This is a genomic window from Kitasatospora sp. MAA19 (genome assembly GCF_029894125.1).
Taxonomy (GTDB): domain Bacteria; phylum Actinomycetota; class Actinomycetes; order Streptomycetales; family Streptomycetaceae; genus Kitasatospora.
This window is the reverse complement of sequence record NZ_JARXYZ010000015.1, coordinates 78,749-95,213: the sequence shown is the minus strand read 5'-3', so window position 1 is coordinate 95,213 and position 16,465 is coordinate 78,749. Positions and strand designations below refer to the sequence as shown.

The 16,465-nt window shown below is 74.0% G+C and carries 15 protein-coding genes and 1 pseudogene; 8 read left to right on the top strand and 8 right to left on the bottom strand.

What is annotated here, in order from left to right:
* The first annotated feature begins 118 nt into the window (after positions 1-118).
* On the top strand, positions 119-532 hold the full coding sequence (locus P3T27_RS23030) for a cupin domain-containing protein (RefSeq protein WP_280681402.1): 414 nt from the start codon (positions 119-121) through the stop codon (positions 530-532).
* Positions 529-2,415: a CocE/NonD family hydrolase gene (locus tag P3T27_RS23025; RefSeq protein ID WP_280681400.1), complete on the top strand. Its 1,887-nt coding sequence runs from the start codon at positions 529-531 to the stop codon at positions 2,413-2,415. The genes P3T27_RS23030 and P3T27_RS23025 overlap by 4 nt, the downstream gene beginning before the upstream one ends.
* 146 nt (positions 2,416-2,561) lie before the next feature.
* On the opposite strand, the gene P3T27_RS23020 is transcribed toward P3T27_RS23025, so the two are convergent.
* Positions 2,562-3,380 carry a hypothetical protein gene (locus P3T27_RS23020; RefSeq protein WP_280681398.1) on the bottom strand — a complete coding sequence of 273 codons (819 nt, stop codon included), beginning with the start codon at positions 3,378-3,380 and terminating at the stop codon, positions 2,562-2,564.
* Positions 3,381-3,487: 107 nt separating this feature from the next.
* Here P3T27_RS23020 and P3T27_RS23015 point away from each other — a divergent pair, with 107 nt between their 5' ends.
* Positions 3,488-3,988, top strand: coding sequence for an inorganic diphosphatase (locus tag P3T27_RS23015; RefSeq protein ID WP_280681396.1), 501 nt, complete (start codon positions 3,488-3,490; stop codon positions 3,986-3,988).
* 33 nt (positions 3,989-4,021) lie between these two features.
* Here P3T27_RS23015 and P3T27_RS23010 read toward each other — a convergent pair whose 3' ends face one another.
* Positions 4,022-5,281: a pyroglutamyl peptidase gene (locus P3T27_RS23010; RefSeq protein ID WP_280681394.1), complete on the bottom strand. Its 1,260-nt coding sequence runs from the start codon at positions 5,279-5,281 to the stop codon at positions 4,022-4,024.
* A 91-nt stretch (positions 5,282-5,372) separates the two neighbouring features.
* Here P3T27_RS23010 and P3T27_RS23005 point away from each other — a divergent pair, with 91 nt between their 5' ends.
* Both P3T27_RS23005 and P3T27_RS41030 read left to right on the top strand, forming a co-directional pair.
* Complete coding sequence (locus P3T27_RS23005; protein WP_280681593.1) at positions 5,373-6,536, top strand: cytochrome P450; 1,164 nt, start codon at positions 5,373-5,375, stop codon at positions 6,534-6,536.
* 91 nt (positions 6,537-6,627) lie between these two features.
* Positions 6,628-7,179, top strand: a pseudogene (locus tag P3T27_RS41030) (TerD family protein); the annotation flags it as partial.
* A 615-nt stretch (positions 7,180-7,794) separates the two neighbouring features.
* Here the strand turns inward: P3T27_RS41030 and P3T27_RS22995 are convergent.
* Positions 7,795-8,484: a TetR/AcrR family transcriptional regulator gene (locus P3T27_RS22995; protein WP_280681390.1), complete on the bottom strand. Its 690-nt coding sequence runs from the start codon at positions 8,482-8,484 to the stop codon at positions 7,795-7,797.
* 112 nt (positions 8,485-8,596) lie between these two features.
* On the opposite strand from P3T27_RS22995, the gene P3T27_RS22990 reads away from it, so the two are divergent.
* Positions 8,597-9,634, top strand: coding sequence for an aldo/keto reductase (locus tag P3T27_RS22990; RefSeq protein WP_280681592.1), 1,038 nt, complete (start codon positions 8,597-8,599; stop codon positions 9,632-9,634).
* A 217-nt stretch (positions 9,635-9,851) separates the two neighbouring features.
* Positions 9,852-9,983, top strand: coding sequence for an LLM class flavin-dependent oxidoreductase (locus P3T27_RS22985; protein WP_280681389.1), 132 nt, complete (start codon positions 9,852-9,854; stop codon positions 9,981-9,983).
* A 123-nt stretch (positions 9,984-10,106) separates the two neighbouring features.
* Here P3T27_RS22985 and P3T27_RS22980 read toward each other — a convergent pair whose 3' ends face one another.
* Complete coding sequence (locus P3T27_RS22980; protein WP_280681388.1) at positions 10,107-10,976, bottom strand: DUF1906 domain-containing protein; 870 nt, start codon at positions 10,974-10,976, stop codon at positions 10,107-10,109.
* A 420-nt stretch (positions 10,977-11,396) separates the two neighbouring features.
* Here P3T27_RS22980 and P3T27_RS22975 point away from each other — a divergent pair, with 420 nt between their 5' ends.
* A complete protein-coding gene (locus tag P3T27_RS22975; RefSeq protein WP_280681386.1) occupies positions 11,397-11,570 on the top strand; it encodes a hypothetical protein in 174 nt (57 codons plus the stop codon).
* Positions 11,571-11,804: 234 nt separating this feature from the next.
* On the opposite strand, the gene P3T27_RS22970 is transcribed toward P3T27_RS22975, so the two are convergent.
* The 4 genes from P3T27_RS22970 to P3T27_RS22955 form a co-directional block, all read right to left on the bottom strand.
* Positions 11,805-12,563 (bottom strand): alpha/beta fold hydrolase, encoded by a 759-nt coding sequence (locus P3T27_RS22970; RefSeq protein ID WP_280681384.1) that lies wholly within the window; start codon positions 12,561-12,563, stop codon positions 11,805-11,807.
* A gap of 149 nt (positions 12,564-12,712) precedes the next feature.
* A complete protein-coding gene (locus P3T27_RS22965) occupies positions 12,713-13,948 on the bottom strand; it encodes a cytochrome P450 (RefSeq protein ID WP_280681382.1) in 1,236 nt (411 codons plus the stop codon).
* Positions 13,945-16,023, bottom strand: a complete 2,079-nt coding sequence (locus P3T27_RS22960) for a non-ribosomal peptide synthetase (protein ID WP_280681380.1) — start codon at positions 16,021-16,023, stop codon at positions 13,945-13,947. The genes P3T27_RS22965 and P3T27_RS22960 overlap by 4 nt, the downstream gene beginning before the upstream one ends.
* 4 nt (positions 16,024-16,027) lie before the next feature.
* The gene (locus tag P3T27_RS22955) at positions 16,028-16,426 is read right to left on the bottom strand and encodes a nuclear transport factor 2 family protein (RefSeq protein ID WP_280681378.1); all 399 of its coding nucleotides are present in this window, start codon (positions 16,424-16,426) and stop codon (positions 16,028-16,030) included.
* Positions 16,427-16,465: the final 39 nt, after the last annotated feature.

Genomic DNA, 16,465 nt, shown 5'->3' with positions numbered 1-16,465 from the left:
GCGACCCTGAGAAAAGTGAGGGTGGCGGGTGCCCGGCGCGGCGTGTTCTCATCAGCGGTGGGGGGCGAGACCGAGGTACTCCGTCATACGAGAGAGGCCGGGTCGGATGAGCCATCAGGTGGGCCAGCAACCGTTCGAGACAGCGGACGTCGATGACGTCCCCGTGGTGACGGCCCCGGACGGGTCTGCGGTGTTCCCGTTGCTGGTGCTGGACGGGCGGGGGAGCCTCGCGGTGTTCGAGCTCGCGCCCGGGCAGGTGTCGCACGCGGTGTCGCACGCCACCGTGCAGGAGCTGTGGCAGGTCACCGAGGGCAGCGGGCGGCTGTGGCGGCGCCAGGCCGGACGGGAGGAGACCGTCCGGCTCAGGCCCGGGACGGCGGCCTCGATCCCGCTCGGCACGGCCTTCCAGTTCCGGGCCGACGAGGACGCGGACCGGCCGCTGCGGATCGTCGCCGTCACCATGCCGCCCTGGCCGGGGACGGACACCGAGGCCAGGCCCGAGCAAGGCCCCTGGCAGGCGACCGCCCGATGAGCCGGGCCGGGGGGATCCTGCGCCGCCCGCTGGCGGCGTTCGTCGCAGCTGCGGCCGTCCTGGGTCTCGCGGTGGCGCCCGCCGCGGCCGCTCCGGCCACCGGGCCGACCGAGCCGCACCTGCAGTCGCGCTACGTGACGATGCCCGATGGCGTCCGCCTCGCCGTGGACGTCTGGCTGCCCGAGGGCGCCAAGCCCGGCGCGAACCTGCCCACCATTCTGGTCACCCAGCGTTACTGGCGGGCCCGGGTCTACCCCGGGTCGCCCGGCAACGGCGGCTACCGCAACGACGCCGACGGCTGGAACGCCCGCGGCTACGCCTACGTGGTCGCCGACCTGCGCGGCACCGGCGCCTCCTTCGGCACCCTGACCTCCGAACTCGGCGCCGACGCCGTCGCCGACAGCGGCCCGCTGAGCGACTGGATCGCCGCCCAGCCCTGGTCCAACGGCCGGGTCGGCACCACCGGCGTCTCCTACGGCGGCGACACCGCGATGCTCGCCACCGCCCTCGGCAACCACCACATCACCGCCGCCGCACCGATCTCCTACGACTTCGACCCGTACGAGGACCTGGTGCGCCCCGGCGGCCTGCTGATCGAACCCCGGATCGCCCCGTACGCGCTGCTGTTGAGCATCCTCGACCAGGCCGGCGGCACCACCTGCGACACCGACGAGCAGACCCGGCAGGTCTGCCAGGCCACCGGCCTCACCGGCGCCGTGCCCCGGCCGGTGGACGGCCCGGACGGACCGGCGCTGCTGGTCGCCGCGCGCGCCGAGCACGCGGGCAACGCCAACCTGGTCGACATGGCCCACGCCGGCGTGTACCGCGACTACCGGGACGGCCCGAAGAGCTGGACCGTCGGCAGCGTCGGCGAGCAGGCCGACGCCGTCGAGGCCGGCGGCGTCCCCGTGCTGACCGACGCCGGCTGGCTGGACGCGGGCACTGCCAACGGCGTGCTCTCCCAGTTCACCGGCCTCGGCAACACCCAGGACGCCTGGATCGGCCCGTGGAGCCACGGCCAGGGCTACCTGGCCGACCCGTTCCAGCCCGCCCGCCACCTGACCGACCAGGAACGCGCCCAGATCGCCCAGCGGACGATCGACTTCTTCGACCGCTACGTGCGGGGCGACGCCCGCCCCGACGGCACCCGGCAGCTGCACTACTACACCTTCAACGAGGGCGTCTGGCGCACCACCACCCGCTGGCCGCTGCCCGGCACCCGCCCGCAGCGGCTCTACCTCGGCGAGGACAACGCGCTCAGCCGCCGGCGGCCCGAACCGGACGACCGCCGCGCCGGCGCCGACCTGCTGCGCCTCGACCCCACCGCCGGCACCGGCCCGCTGGACCGCTGGAACACCAACCTCACCGGAAACCAGGTCAGTTACCCCGACCGGGCCGCGGTGGACGGCAAGCTCCTCAGCTACACCACCTCGCCGCTGACCGAGGACACCCGGGTGACCGGCAACGGCCGCGTCACGCTGGACGTCACCGGCCTCGACGGCACCGCCCAGGGTGCCCTGCACGTCTACCTGGAGGACGTCGCCCCCGACGGCCGGGTCACCTACCTGACCGAGGGGCAACTCGCCCTCGCCGACCGGGCGGTGGCCGACCGGGACGACAACCCCGACTGGCGCCGGCTGCGCACGCCCCGCAGCTACGCGGCCACCGACGCGACGCCCTTCCCGCAGGGCCGGGCCCAGCAGGTCACCATCGACCTGCAGCCCGTCGCGGTGCTGTTCCGGGCCGGCGAGCGGATCCGGCTCACCGTCGCCGCCGCCAACCCCGACTCCTTCCAGCTGCTCCCGGCCGACGGCCGGGCGAGCTACCGGATCGGGCACGGCGGGGCCCGACCGTCGTACGTGGAGCTGCCCGTGGTGCGGTGACCGGGGTGGGGCGACCCAGGGCGCCGTGACCGGGGAGCGGTGACCGGGGCGTGGGGACGGCGGCGCGGTGAACAGGCCGCGCCGTCCGGCCCGTCGTCCGGGCACGGCCCCGGGAACCGGCAACGCGCCGAGCCGTCAGGTGCACCTCAGCGCGGCGCCTCCAGGCCGAGGGCCCAGCGGTGGGTGGTGTACCGGCCCATCCGGGTCGGATGGCGCTCCACGAGCGTCACGGCCAGGCCGTCGGCCGTACGGCGCAGCGTGCCGGTGAACCGGTGCAGGTCCTCGTCGGCCAGGGGGAGCAACTCGGCGAGCACGGTGTCGTCCAGGTCGCGCCCGACGGCGCGCAGCACTCCCGCGTCCAGCACCAGGACGGTGCCGTCGGCCAGCACCACCGGCGCGGGGGCCTGCGGGTCGGTGAGCAGCGGGCCGTGCTCGATCCCGCCGCCGGGCAGCAGCCGCACCACCCGGCTCCCGGTGGGCCGGCGGCGGTCGGTCTCGACCACGCGCAGGCCGCTGCCGACCACGTAGTGGCCGTAGCTGCGCCAGGAGTCGACCAGGGCGCCGTCCGGGTCGTACGCCCAGGTGTCGAAGCCGCCGTAGCCCTCCAGGCCGAGCACGAAGCGGCCGCCGCCCAGGGCCGCGCCGCGCTCGCCGCGCAGCTCGGCGACCAGGGCGCCGTCGTCGAGGTCCAGCAGCAGGGCCGGGCCGAGGTGGCCCCAGGCGGTGTACTCGAAGGAGTCGGTGGTGACCAGCACCCGGCCGGAGGAGAGGTGGGCCGCGTTCGGGCGCCCCGCGCAGGCGTGCCGCCAGCGGACCCGGCCCGCTTCGTCGACGCAGCTGACCTCGCCGTCCCGGCCGTGCAGCTGCAGGTCGCCCCGCCGGGCCAGCGGCCCCTCCGGGCGCCCCTGCGGCCGCCCGCCGCCCCGTCGATGGTGGTTCTGGACCGTGACCCGCCAACTCCCCATGATCCGGATGCTAACGGACGCCACCGGGCCGCGGAGGGCGTTTGCGGAGGGTGCCCGGACGGCCGGGACGGCGGACAATCTCCCCAGGAGCCGAGGAGGAGGCCGCGGTGGAGTTCGAGGTGATGATCGAGACCCCGCAGGGGTCGCGGAACAAGTACGTGATGGATTTCGCGGTGGGCCGGATCCGCCTCGACCGCACCCTGTTCACCGCCACCCGGTACCCCGCGGACTACGGCTACGTCGAGGGCACCCTGGCCGGCGACGGGGAGCCGCTGGACGCGCTGGTGCTCGGCGGGGAACCGGCCGTGCCGGGGTGCGTGCTCACCTGCCGGGCGGTCGGCATGTGGGTGATGCGGGACGAACGCGGGCCGGACCAGAAGGTGTTGTGCGTGCCCGCGCACGACCCGCGCTACGCCGGCCTGCGCGACATCGAGGACCTGCGCAGGTTCGACCTGCTGGAGATCACCCACTTCTTCCAGGTCTACAAGGACCTGGAGCACGGCAAGTCGGTGGTGGGCTCGCACTGGGCGGACCGGGCGGCCGCGTACGCGCAGATCGCCGAGTCCCGGGCCCGTGCGTCCGGCACTCGCTACGCCGACCGGGGGTAGGTGCCGCCGTGCGCGCGGCCCCGGGACCCGGGGTCAGAACCGGGCGTGGCGCAGGATCTCGCGGACCTGGTCGGCGATGGCGGCCTCGTTCTGCTCGAACTCGGGGGCGGTGAGGCGGTCCGGTTGCGCGGGCAGGCCGGTGAGGACGGGGGTGTGCAGGTGGCCGCCGGGGAGGTCGGGGGCGAGGTCGAGGCGGAGGCGGTTGGAGCGGTAGGCGACCTCGTTGGAGAGGTACCCGCCGCCGCCTCCGGAGACCGCGCGGGAGCCGGGGGTCGGCCCGTCCTCGCGGTCGACGGGCAGGACGGCGCCCTCGGGGATCTCGGTGACGGTGGTGTTGAGGCGGACGGGGTAGGGCTGCTGGACGGCCGTCATGGCGTCGGTCGGCAGGGTGGTGCGGATGAACTCCGGGCCGTCGCCCAGGCCCGGGGCGGTGACCGGGTGCTCCCGGGTGCCGCCGGAGAGAGTGCCGGTGTTGTCGGTGGCCGGGTCGGCGGAGCGGGCCCGCCCGGCCCAGGCCTCCAGGGTGAACAGGCCCGGGTAGCCCTGGCTGATGCTGGTGATCAGGTCCGCGGCCTGCCGGCCGGGCACGAGGTGCGGGCCGAAGGCGCGCTCGACGATCCCGTCGTCGAAGTCGCCGTAGCGGACCGGCAGGAGGACGGCCCGGACCTCGGCCGGGCTGCCGTCGGCGAGGGTGATCCGCCGACCGTGCAGTTGCAGGACGGCCGCGCCGGAGGGGTTGGCGCGGCGCGGTTCGGTGTCGAGGCCGTACGGGTCGAAGCCGCTGACGAAGATCCGCCGGATGCCCGGGGCGGCGGTGAAGCCGTCGTCGAGGCCTCGGGAGGTGTCCTCGAAGCGGGCCCGCAGCGCGGTCGGGTCGACCTCGAACCCGGGGTGCCAGCGGGCCAGTTGGACGGTCATGGCGAGCCTGGTCCAGTACAGCGGGCGGTCGTCGCGGGCGGGCAGTTCGCCGCTCGGGCGCCGGCCCTGGGCCCGGTCCACCCCGGCCTGCCAGAGCGCCCGCCCCCACCTGTCCGCGACCCGTTCCGCCTGGCCGGCGTCCCGGGCGGCGCACAGGGCGGCGGGGAAGCCCCGGAGCAGGTCGCGCAGGCCGGAGCGTTCGGTGAAGGCGGCCGTCCGCTGGTCCTGGAGCCGGGCCTGTTCGGCGTCCACCGGCGCCGTGCCGACGGTCGGGCAGCCGCCCTGGGCGGCCTGGGCGGTGACCGGGGCGAGCAGGGCGGCGAGCGTGCCGGCGAGGGCGGCGGCCAGGGTCGCGACGCGGCGCAATGATGTCATGTCACCTGACAATAGGTCCGGAGACTGACGCCCCGCCAGAGGGCCCTCGCCGTACCCGTAGGCTGACCAGGTGACACCCCGTGACCTGAGCATGAAGGCCCTGATCGCCGACCCCTGCGGCGGCTACACCCAGCTGCGCGCCGATGCGCCCGTCCACCGGGTCGTCGGCCCGGACGGACTCCCCGTCTGGCTGGTGACCCGCTACCCGGACGTGCGCCAGGCCCTCGCCGACCCCCGGCTGGCCCTCGACAAGGCGCACGCCGCGCCCGGCAACTACCGGGGCTTCGCGCTGCCGCCCGCGCTGGACGCCAACCTGCTGAACATGGACCCGCCCGACCACACCCGCATCCGCCGCCTCGTCGTCCAGGCCTTCACCCCGCGCCGGATCAGCGCCCTGCGCGGGCCGATCGAGCGCGTCGCCGAGCAACTGCTCGACACCGTGGCGCCCCTGGGCCGCGCCGACCTGCTCGCCGCCTACGCCGCGCCGCTGCCGATCACCGTCATCTGCGACCTGCTCGGCGTCCCCGAGGACGACCGGCACGACTTCCGGGCCTGGACCGACACGCTGATCACCCCGGACCCCTCGCGCCCCGAGCAGGCCCGCGCCGCCGTCAAGGCGATGCTCGGCTTCTTCACCGGCCTGATCGACCGCAAGCGCACCGAGCCGGGCGACGACCTGCTCTCCGACCTGATCGCCGTCCGCGACGAACAGGACCGGCTCAGCGAGGACGAACTGACGTCCCTCGCCTTCCTCATCCTCTTCGCCGGCTACGAGAACACCGTCCACCTCATCGCCAACGCCGTCCTCGCGCTGCTCACCCACCCCGAGCAGCTCGCCGCCCTGCGCGACGAACCGGAGCTCATCGCCGGCGCCGTCGAGGAGTTCGCCCGCTTCGACGGCCCCGCGCCACTGGCCATCCGCCGCTTCCCGCGCGAGGACGTCACCATCGGCGACGTCACCGTCCCGGCCGGCGAGACCGTGCTGCTCGCCCTCGCCTCCGCCAACTGGGACCCCGAGCAGTTCACCGACCCCGACCGGCTCGACCTGCGCCGCCGCGAGAGCGGCCACCTCGCCCTCGGTCACGGCATCCACTACTGCCTGGGCGCGCCGCTGGCCCGGATGGAGACCGCTGTCGCGCTGACCGTGCTGCTGCGCCGCTTCCCCGACCTCGCCCTGGACGTACCGGCCGAGCAGCTGCGCCACCGCCCGACCCTGAGGGCCCGTGGCCTGCTGGAACTTCCCGTCCGGTACTGAGTCCGCGGTCGGGAACCGGCGCGAGTTCTACAGCGTTGTCGTGGTCGAACGGCGCAAGCAGCGGTATTCGGACGGTTGTGGAGGAAGTCCCATGAGTGTGGCCCTGACGAAGGGCGGCAACGTCTCCCTGGGTAAGCAGGCCCCCGGGGTGCGGGTCGTGCGGGTCGGCCTCGGCTGGACGGCCGGCGCCGGGTACGACCTGGACGCCAGCGCGCTGCTCTGCGACGCCTCCGGGAAGGTCGTCTCGGACCAGCACTTCGTCTTCTTCAACAACCTGCAGAGCCCGGACGGCTCGGTCCGCCACCAGGGCGGCAGCGCCGACGGCGGTGACCAGGAGCAGATCGACGTCCGGCTCGCGGACGTCGCCGCCGGGGTGGAGAAGATCGTCTTCGCGGTGGCGATCTACGACGCGGCGCAGCGGCGCCAGAGCTTCGGGCAGGTCCGGGGTGCGTACGTCCGGCTCGCCGACCCGGACGGCGGCGTCGAGGTGGCCCGGTACGACGTGGTGTCGGAGTCCGGCAGCGAGACGGCGATGGTGTTCGGCGAGCTCTACCGGCACGGCACGGACTGGAAGTTCCGGGCCGTCGGGCAGGGGTACGCGTCGGGGCTCGCGGGCATCGCCGGCGACTTCGGCGTGGACGTCCTGCAGCCGGCGCCCGCCGCGCCCGCGACCCCGGCCCCGGCGGCCCCGGCTGCGGCTCCGGCCCCGATCGCGGCCGCTGTGCCGGCTTTGCCCACCGCGCCGCCCGCTGTCCCGATGACCCAGCCAGCAGCAGGGAGTTCCCCCGTGACGTGTTTCTTCGACCCCTCGCACGGCCTCGGCTCGACGGCGGTGCTGTGGTCGCCGCAGTGGGGCGTGCCGCGCCAGATCGAGGCCTGCGCCGCCTGCGCCCAGCGGGTGCAGACCACCGTGCCGCCGTTCTACACCCCGCCGCAGGCCGGCTACCCGCAGCAGGTCCAGCAGGGGTACCCGCAGGTGCCGGGTCAGGGCCAGCCCGCCCAGGGGCAGTCGGCCCAGGGCGGCCGCCGCTTCGGCACCGGCGCCCTGATCGGCGCGGGCGCGGCCGGCCTGGTCGGCGGCGCGCTGCTCAACGAGGCGTTCAGCGACGACGCGCCGGAGGTGGTCGTGAACAACTACTACGAGGGCGACGACGACAGCTTCTTCTAGACCGCTCGCCCGGCGGACCCCGGAGGGCGCCACCGGGCTCGGTGTACCGCAGGCCGCGCAGTTCGACGAACTGCGCGGCCTGCGGCGTTCTCAGATGTCCTGCCGCCGGTACGCCCCCGCCCGGGCGGCGGCCTCGGCGGCGGCCGCGGCGCGGTCCGCGGCGGCCTCGTCGAGGGGCTCGGCGGTGGTGAGCATCCGGTAGTAGAGGGGTGCGGAGACGGCCCGGACCGCCTCGAACTCATCGGTGTCGGGCGGGAGTTCGCCGCGCTCGACGGCCTCGGTGACGCACGGCGCCCACTCCTCGACCCGGCGCAGGTAGAAGCGCCGCAGGGCCTCGGCGGCGCCCGGGTCGCAGGTGGCGGCCACGATCACCGCGCGGAACAGTGCCCCCTGTCGGGGGTCGGCGAGCGTGCGCTGGACGAGCCGGGCGTTGGCCCGCAGGTCCTCGGCGAGGGAACCGGTGCGGGTGCGCGGCAGCGACTGCTCGGCCATGTCCGTGAGCAGGTCGGCGACCAGCGCGGAGGTGGTGCCCCAGCGGCGGTAGACGGTGGTCCGGCCGACCTCGGCCCGCTGCGCGACGTCGCCGAGGTCGAGGCCGCTGAAGCCGTGCTCGACCAGGGCGTCCTCGGCGGCCCGCAGGACGGCGGCGCGGACCCGGGCGGTACGGCCGCCTGGGCGGACCGTCCCGGGGGTGGCCGTCCCGGGGGTGGGGGTCCCAGGGGTGGCCGTTCCGGGGGCGGGGGTCTCCGGAGTGTCCGGCGCGGGGGGCTCGGCAGTCATTAACGGGATTCCTGTTCCATTAGGTCGGCGCACCCTGGTAGGGTCGAGTCATCCTAACGGAATGGTAATCCCGTTAAGGGGTTTTGAGGGGAGAACTGTCATGGAAACCGCCATGGAATACCGCCGACTCGGCTCGTCCGGACTCAAGGTCCCCGCGCTCAGCCTCGGCACCGGCACCTTCGGCGGCCGCGGACCGCTGTTCGGCGCCTGGGGCACCACCGACGTCCAGGAGGCCCGCCGCCTGCTCGACATCGCCATCGACGCCGGAGTCACCCTGTTCGACACCGCCGACGTCTACTCCGACGGCGCCTCCGAGGAGGTCCTCGGCCAGGCCATCCGCGGCCGCCGCGACCAGGTGCTCGTCTCCACCAAGGCCGGCCTGCCCACCGGCGACGGCCCGCAGGACGCCGGCACCTCCCGGGCCCGCCTCACCAAGGCCGTGGACGACGCGCTGCGCCGCCTCGACACCGACTACCTCGACCTCTTCCAGCTCCACGCCTTCGACGCCGGCACCCCGATCGAGGAGGTGCTGGCCACCCTGGACGACCTGGTCCGGGCCGGCAAGATCCGCTACACCGGCGTCTCCAACTTCTCCGGCTGGCAGCTGATGAAGTCCCTGGCCGTCTCCGAGCGCTACGGCCGCCCCCGCTACGCCGCCCACCAGGTCTACTACTCGCTGGTCGGCCGCGACTACGAGTGGGAGCTCATGCCGCTCGCCCAGGAGGAGGGCGTCGGCGCCCTGGTCTGGAGCCCGCTCGGCTGGGGCCGCCTCACCGGCCGGATCCGGCGTGGCCGGCCGCTCCCGGCCGGCAGCCGCCTGCACGACACCGCCGACTACGGCCCGCCGGTCGAGGACGAGCTGCTCTACCAGGTGGTCGACGTGCTCGACGAGATCGCCGCCGAGACCGGCCGCAGCATCCCGCAGATCGCGATCAACTGGCTGCTGCGCCGCCCGACCGTCTCCTCGGTCATCATCGGCGCCCGCAACGAGGAGCAGCTGCGGCAGAACCTCGGCGCGGTCGGCTGGTCGCTGACCGACGAGCAGGTCGCCCGGCTGGACGCGGCGAGCGCCCGCACCGCGCCGTACCCGTACTTCCCCTACCGGCGCCAGGAGGCCTTCGCCCGGCTGAACCCGCCGCTGGCCGGCTGACCTGCGAGAACCGTGCTCACTGGTTTTCACTGGTCAGCAGGCCCGGGAGCTCGGCCGCCGCGCTCCGCAGATCCGATGCCCGGCTCAGGCCGCACACCCGGTCGGTGTGCGCGACGAGTACCAGTGACGGCCGGGACTGGAGAGAAGGAGCGCGCATCGGCATGCGAACCTGCGGGCGAGACCGGTCCACCGCGGGCCCCTATCCGGAGAAAAGCGGATGAAGTTCGACCTCTTCTGCAGCCTGACGCAGGCGCAGCCAGGCGATGCCCATCCGTCGCACGCCACGGTGTTCCGCAACTTCCTGGAACAGGTCGAGGTGGCCGACGACTTGGGGTTCGGCACGGTGTGAGTGGCGGAGACAGGCCCGGCCGCTGCCCGTCGGCCGCCACGGCAACGACACCGCGCAGCGCGCCCTGGAGCGCCTGGACGGCGAGGACGCCGTCACGCCCGTTCCGGCCCCGCCCGTCATGGCTCAGGCGCCGCCGGCTACCAGCCCGTCCAGCGCATCGGGGTCGACGCTGAGGGTCACGCCGCCGTACGTCTCGTCGGCGCTGCCCCGGTACTGGTGGATGCGGTGGCCGGTCCACAGGTCGTCGGGCAGCCCGGCCTGCCCGCTGGTCGTGGGGCGCCCGTCCCAGCGGGCGTACCAGATCGCGTCGGGCATCGGCGCGCGTCCGGCCCGGACGGCGGCGACGACGTCCGCGATGCCGGAGTTCATGCTGGAGTAGAAGCCCGACCGGTACCCGGCCGCGTGCAGGGCCTGGGTCCAGCCGACGGTGAAGTCGACCACCGCCCGGCTGCACACCGCGTCGCCCGTCGGGTAGGCCTCGATGTCGAGGTACACCGGGCTGCCCGGCCCCAGGCCCAGCGCCCGCAACGCCGCCGCCGCCTCGCCCGCCTCCCGTCCGCCCTGCTCCCCGGCCCGGTCCGGGTCGATCCGCAGCGGTTTGTCCTCCCGCTCGGCGCAGGGCGCCTGGAGCCCGACGTGCGTGGGCACCAGCTTCCATCCCATCGCCCGGACGATGGCGACCCACTGCGGCGTCAACCGGGTCTGCTCGCAGTGGCGCTGGCTGCCGCTGCTGTAGATGTTCACCGCACCGTACGGAGAGGCGGTGCGCCAGACGGACAACGCCTCCGCCGACGGGGCCGAACAGGCGTCGAAGCCCGCCCCGGTGAACCGGTACTCCGGCAGTGGTTCCGAGGACACGGGAGGCGGCACGGCAACGGGCGCGGGACGGGCGGCCGAGGGTTCCGCCGCCGATTCGGGCGCGGCGCCGTGGACGGCGCTGGTGAGCATGACGAGCGGAACCGCCAGCAGCGCGGCCGGTGAGGGAAGTCGCATCCGTCCGTCCTAGCCGTCGACCGCGGGCCTGCCGTGCCGACATGCCGACGTGCCGCGTCCCGCTCACTCGGAATCTCCACCCGTCGGCCCCGCGCACCCGTCGTCCTGCGCCGGCCCTGGGCGTCAAGCAGCCCGAGGGTGCGTACCAGGCCAGGGCCAAGGAGGACGCCCCCCGTCTACGAGCAGGTGACGGTGCCCGGCGAGGGGTGGCGGATGGAGCCGAGGAGCACGACGAGCGGGCAGGGCCTGGCGCCCCGCCAGGCCCGACGCTGCGGGCGCCGTCCTCAAGACGTTGTACCGCGCGACCGCCAAACGGCGTGCCGGCTACGTCGACGCCGACGCGCTGGTGGAACTGGTCGCCATGAGATCCAGGGCTTCCTGAACAGTGACCCGGACGGCACCTTCGTCCAGGGCCACGGTGTGAAGCTGACCCGCCGGGCCGCCAAGGGCCGGTACACCCTCGGCGGCGAGGGCCAGCAGGCCAAGTGGCGCAAGGGCGCCGGTTTCCCGAGGACCTGCTACGAGACCACGGACTCCGTCGGTGGCGTGTCCTCCTGGGGCGACGGCAACGACATCCGACTCCGCGAATCCTGAGCACGACCGGGCGGGTCGAACCCGTCCGCGCCGGGCGACGACGAGCGCGCCGTCGTCGCCCGGCGCCACCAGGCCCGCGATCGCGCGGGGGCGGGGAGGTGCTGTACGTCGGCCTGAAGGGGCCTTCGGCAGGCGGGACTTGGTGGATGCCCCAGTGAACTGCCGGGCCGAAGTGTGACCTGACTCCCGGGGAGCCGAGCTGCGAGGCTTCACCATGAGGCCTTGAGCCGAGTGTCAGAGGGGGCGGGACCGGGTGGGCGTCAGATCCGCGACCAGGAGCGCCAGTAGTTCCGCCGGCGCCTCGATGAAGCGGTAGTGGCCTCCCTCCAGGAGTTCGAAGGTCGCTTCGCCGCAGGCCGACCAGCCGGTCATCAGCGACGGCGCGATGCCCGTGTCCTCGGTCCAGCCGATGGCGGTGATCGGGCACGGCAGCCGGACCGGCTGCGCCACGTGATACCGCTTGTTCATGTCGACGTCGTTCCGCAGGACGCCGAGGTAGAGCGCGAGCAGGCTCGGTTCCAGGGTGCCGCCCAGTTCCGCGACGAGCTGGCGCAGTTCGGCGGCCAGTTCGTCGTCGCTCATGCCGAGGAAGCGGCCGTAGGGGCCGTCCTGCGGCGCGACCTCGGCGGAGACGAACACCTGGGTCGGGGCGGGAGCGCCCCTCTGGACCAGCCGTACGGCGGTCTCGTACGCCGCCAACGCGGAGCCGCAGTGCCCGAACAGTGCGTAGGGACGGTCCAGGTAGGGGCGCAGCGCTTCGCAGAGGTCGTCGGCCAGCGCCTCGTAGGTGGTGTGGGCGGGCTCGCGCATCCGGTTCTCCCGGCCGGGCAGCTGCACGGGGCAGACCTCGACGCCGTCGACCGATGACGGCCACTGGCGGTACATGCTCGCTCCGCACCCGGAGTAGGGCAGGCAGAACAGCCGCGCCGGTGCCACCGGCGACGGCTCGCGCAGGAACCACTTGTTGCGGGTACGGGCCGTCGGAGCGTCCATTGATGACCTTCCGTTCGGGGGCTTCTTCTCGGGTTCGGCTGCGGTGATGCCGGCAGCGGCGAAGGCGGTTGTGGTGAAGGCGGTTGTGGTGCTGGTGGCGGCGGTGACAGCGGCCGTGGTGGCGGCAGGCGGCGGCGAGGCGCCGGCTCCTATCGGGTCCGCGCGGTGATCGGCAGGTGCGAGAAGCCCGCGATGATGTTCGAGCGCATGCGCCGCGGTGCACCGGCGAGTTCGAATCCGGTGAACCGGCCGAGCAGTTCGGCGAACAGGATCCGCAGGGCCACCCGTGCGACGGTGTGTCCGATGCAGTAGTGCGCGCCGACGCCGAACGCGATGTGCTTGTTGGGTCGCCGTCGGATGTCGAAGGTGTCCGGGTCGGCGAACACGGTCTCGTCGCGGTTGGCCGACCCCAACCACACGACGACCGCGTCCCCCGCGGGGATCGGCACACCCCGGATCTCGACGTCGCGGGTGGCGTGGCGCATGAAGTGCTGGGTGGGCGAAGCCCATCGCAGTGCCTCCTCCACGCCGCTGCCGAGCAGTTCCGGGTGTGCCGCCCAGTCGTCCAGGACCGCGGTCCCGGCCAGTTCGACCATCGCCGCGATCGGTGGCTGGGCGGTGGTGACGGTCGCACCGAGCAGCAGGCTGTAGCAGTTGGACACGATCTCGCCCGGCGACAGTCGGCGTCCGTCCAGTTCCATGGTGAGCAGCACGCTGATCAGGTCGTCACCCGGTGCGCGCCGACGCGCGGTGACGATGTCCTGGAAGTAGGCGAACAGTTCGCGGTGGGCGGTCACGAGGGTGGCCCGTGGTCCGGCGGCGAGCTGGAACTCGGGGTCGTCCGCGGCGATGCAGGCGTGGGCGAGCCGGACCAGCCGCGGCCAGTCCTGTTCCGGTAGCGCCATCATGGTGCCGATCACCGCCATCGGCAGGGTGGCCATGGCGGCGGCGAAGTCGAACGGGCCGCCGTCGGCCAACGGCCGGAGCAGCTCGACGACGACCCGGCGGATGGCCTCCCGGTCGTTCTCCACCGTCTTGATCGACAGTGCCTGCTGCAGCGGGCCACGCAGGTGCGAGTGCCGGGGCGGGTCGGTCGCGGCCATCTGCCGGCCGCCGGCGGGGTCGCCCTTGCCGAGGAGGTTGAGCAGGGTGCCCTGTTCGGAGGTGAACGTGTCGTGGTCGCGGAGCACCCGGTTGGCCTCCGCGTAACCGACGATCGACCAGTAGCCGATGTCGCCGACCGGCTGCCAGCTCACCGGGGCGTGGCGGCGCAGCCGTCGCCACACCTCGTGTGCCCCGCCCGCGTGGTAGAGGTCGGGGTCGATCAGATCGACCGGCTGCGGGGAGAGGACCGGGCATCGCGTGGTCGGGGGAACCGCCGTCATCGGGGCTGCTCCGCCCGTGCCCCGTCGGCCGGGCCCCCCGTCGGGCCGTCCGGGCCCGCCGTCCGCATCCGGGCGGTGAGGGCCGTCGCCAGCCCGGCGACGGTCGGCGACAGGTACAGGGTCTGCGCGGGGAGGTCCACGTCGAACTCGCGCTGGGTGGCGACCAGGAGGTCGGTGGCCAGCAGGGAGTGTCCGCCGAGGTCGAAGAAGTCGTCGTCGACGCCGACCGGTTCGACGCCGAGGACGTCGCCCCACAACTCGGCCAGCCGCGTCTGCACCTCGGTGAGGGGCGGGACGAACTCGTTGGCCACGTTGCGCGGTACCCGGGTGGCGGTGGGCAGGGCCCGGCGGTCGATCTTGCCGTTGCGGTTCACCGGCAGCTCGGGACGGACGAGGATCGCCCAGGGAATCAGGTAGCCCGGCAGCCTGTCCCGCAGTTCGTGGCGCAGCCGCCGGCCGAGGTCGGCGGTACCCGCCGGATCGGGCTCCGCGGGCACGACGTAGGCCAGGAGCCGGGTGCCGCCCGCCGGATCGGCCTGCGGCAGCACGACCGCGTGCCGCACCCCGGCGAGCCGTTCCAGCTCGACCTCGACGGCGCGCGGTTCGGCGCGGTAGCCCTGAACCTTGACCTGGTCGTCCGCGCGTCCGACGAACTCCAGCGTGCCGTCCGGCAGCCATCGCACGAGGTCGCCGGTCCGGTACATCCGGGCCCCCGGCTCGGTCCCGAACGGATCGGGCAGGAACCGTTCGGCCGTTGCGGCCGGGCGGCCCAGGTAGCCGCGGGCCAGGCCCGCCCCGGCCACGTACAGTTCCCCGCACTCGCCGACGGGCACCGGCCTGAGGTCGTCGTCGAGCACGGCGACCCTGGTGCCGCTGATCGGGCGGCCGATCGGCACGCTCCGCAGCTCCGGGAGGGTGCTGCTGGTCCAGCAGGTCGTGTACGTGGTGTTCTCGGTCGGTCCGTAGCCGTTGGTGAAGAGCAGCTCCGGGTAGCGGGCCAGCAGGTGCTGGACATGGCCCGGCGAGGCCACGTCGCCCCCGGTGAGGACGTGCCGCACGTCGGCGAACGCCTCCAGGTGGGAGCTCGCCATCTGGTGGAAGAGCCCGGTGGTCAGCAGCAGGACCGTCACACGCTCGGCACGGACGACGCGCGCCACGTGCTCCAGCGTGATGGCGACCGGGGGGAAGAGGACCAGTCGGCAGCCGTTGACGAGGGGGGCCCAGATCTCGAACGTGGACGCGTCGAACGCGACCGGCGCGAGGTGGAAGAAGACGTCCTCGGCGCGGACGTCCATCCAGTCCGCACCCCGGACGAGCCGATCGATCGCCCGGTGGGGTACGCCGACACCCTTGGGCTCGCCGGTGGAGCCCGAGGTGTAGCTGACGTAGGCGAGCCGGTCCGGGTCGCCGGGGCGGGCCGGAACCGCCGGCCCGGTGGCCGACTCCTGCGTCGGGCAGCCTTCCGTCACCGTGACGACCGTGCCCGGCAGTTGCTCCCGCAGGGCCGCTTCGGCGATCACCATGCCCGCGCCGGCGTCCTTGAGCAGCAGCGCGTGGCGGCTGGCCGGGTCGTCCGGTTCGAGGCCGAGGTACGCCCCGCCCGCGATGAGGACGGCGAGCAGGGCCACGATCAGCTCCGGCGACCGCGGCACCAGCACGCCTACGACGTCCTCCGGCGCCAGTCCGGCCGCTCGCAGACGCCCGGCGAGCCGGTTGGCGCGGTCGTTGAGCTGCTGATAGGTCAGGGTCCGTCCGTCGCAGGTGACGGCGGGCGCGTGCGGGGCCCGCTCCGCCTGTTCGGCGACCAGTTCGTGGATGGCCCGTGCGTCGAACGGTGGCCGTCCGCTGCCGACGAACGCCGGGATGTCGGAGGTGAAGACCGTCTTGGTCAACTGCTTCCCGCTTTCCTGTGCTGAAGTGTCCCCGTCGGGGTTGAACGCGCGACCGCGTGGGCCGTCGCTGTCGCCGCCGGTACCGCTGTCGGCGCTGTCGGCGATGTCGGCGCTGTTCGGTGGGCGGTCGTCGCGGCGGCCGATGCGCCGCACGTGGTGCGCGGTGTCACCGGGTGCGTCCACCGCCTCAGACCGCCGGCACGTGGAAGAAGGTGTCCCGCGAGGCGATGCGGCCCTGCGGCGTCATCCGGAAGAAGTCCGCGAACCGCAGCTCGACCTCACCGCCGTCGTGCAGCACGCCGCGGAACAGGCCGTGCACCGCCACCTCGTCGTCGGTCGTGACCACGGTGGCCAGGGTGTGCACGCCGGTGCGGATCACCCGCTGGTCGCGGTAGAAGCGTTCCAGTTCGGCATGCCCGACCATGGGTTGGTACCCGGGGCGGTGGTAGCGGGCGTCCGGGGTGAACAGGGCGACCAGCGCGGGCACGTCCCCGGCGTCGACGAGCTGGTAGTACCGGCGGACCTGGGACACCCCCAGCGCCGGGGTCGCCGGGTCGGCCGGGGCCGTCAGGGTTGCCGCGGCCACCGGGGTTTCCGGTGGTGCCGGTGGTGCCGGCGTTTCGTC

What these genes read in the sequence shown, in the direction of transcription:
- P3T27_RS23025 (WP_280681400.1), top strand. Translation starts at nt 529, where the DNA reads ATGAGCCGGGCCGGGGGGATCCTGCGCCGCCCGCTGGCGGCGTTCGTC.
- P3T27_RS23010 (WP_280681394.1), bottom strand. Translation starts at nt 5,281, where the DNA reads ATGACATCATTGCGCCGCGTCGCGACCCTGGCCGCCGCCCTCGCCGGC.
- P3T27_RS23005 (WP_280681593.1), top strand. Translation starts at nt 5,373, where the DNA reads ATGAAGGCCCTGATCGCCGACCCCTGCGGCGGCTACACCCAGCTGCGC.
- P3T27_RS22990 (WP_280681592.1), top strand. Translation starts at nt 8,597, where the DNA reads ATGGAATACCGCCGACTCGGCTCGTCCGGACTCAAGGTCCCCGCGCTC.
- P3T27_RS22970 (WP_280681384.1), bottom strand. Translation starts at nt 12,563, where the DNA reads ATGGACGCTCCGACGGCCCGTACCCGCAACAAGTGGTTCCTGCGCGAG.
- P3T27_RS22980 (WP_280681388.1), bottom strand. Translation starts at nt 10,976, where the DNA reads ATGCGACTTCCCTCACCGGCCGCGCTGCTGGCGGTTCCGCTCGTCATG.
- P3T27_RS22995 (WP_280681390.1), bottom strand. Translation starts at nt 8,484, where the DNA reads ATGACTGCCGAGCCCCCCGCGCCGGACACTCCGGAGACCCCCGCCCCC.
- P3T27_RS22985 (WP_280681389.1), top strand. Translation starts at nt 9,852, where the DNA reads ATGAAGTTCGACCTCTTCTGCAGCCTGACGCAGGCGCAGCCAGGCGAT.
- P3T27_RS22965 (WP_280681382.1), bottom strand. Translation starts at nt 13,948, where the DNA reads ATGACGGCGGTTCCCCCGACCACGCGATGCCCGGTCCTCTCCCCGCAG.
- P3T27_RS23020 (WP_280681398.1), bottom strand. Translation starts at nt 3,380, where the DNA reads ATGGGGAGTTGGCGGGTCACGGTCCAGAACCACCATCGACGGGGCGGC.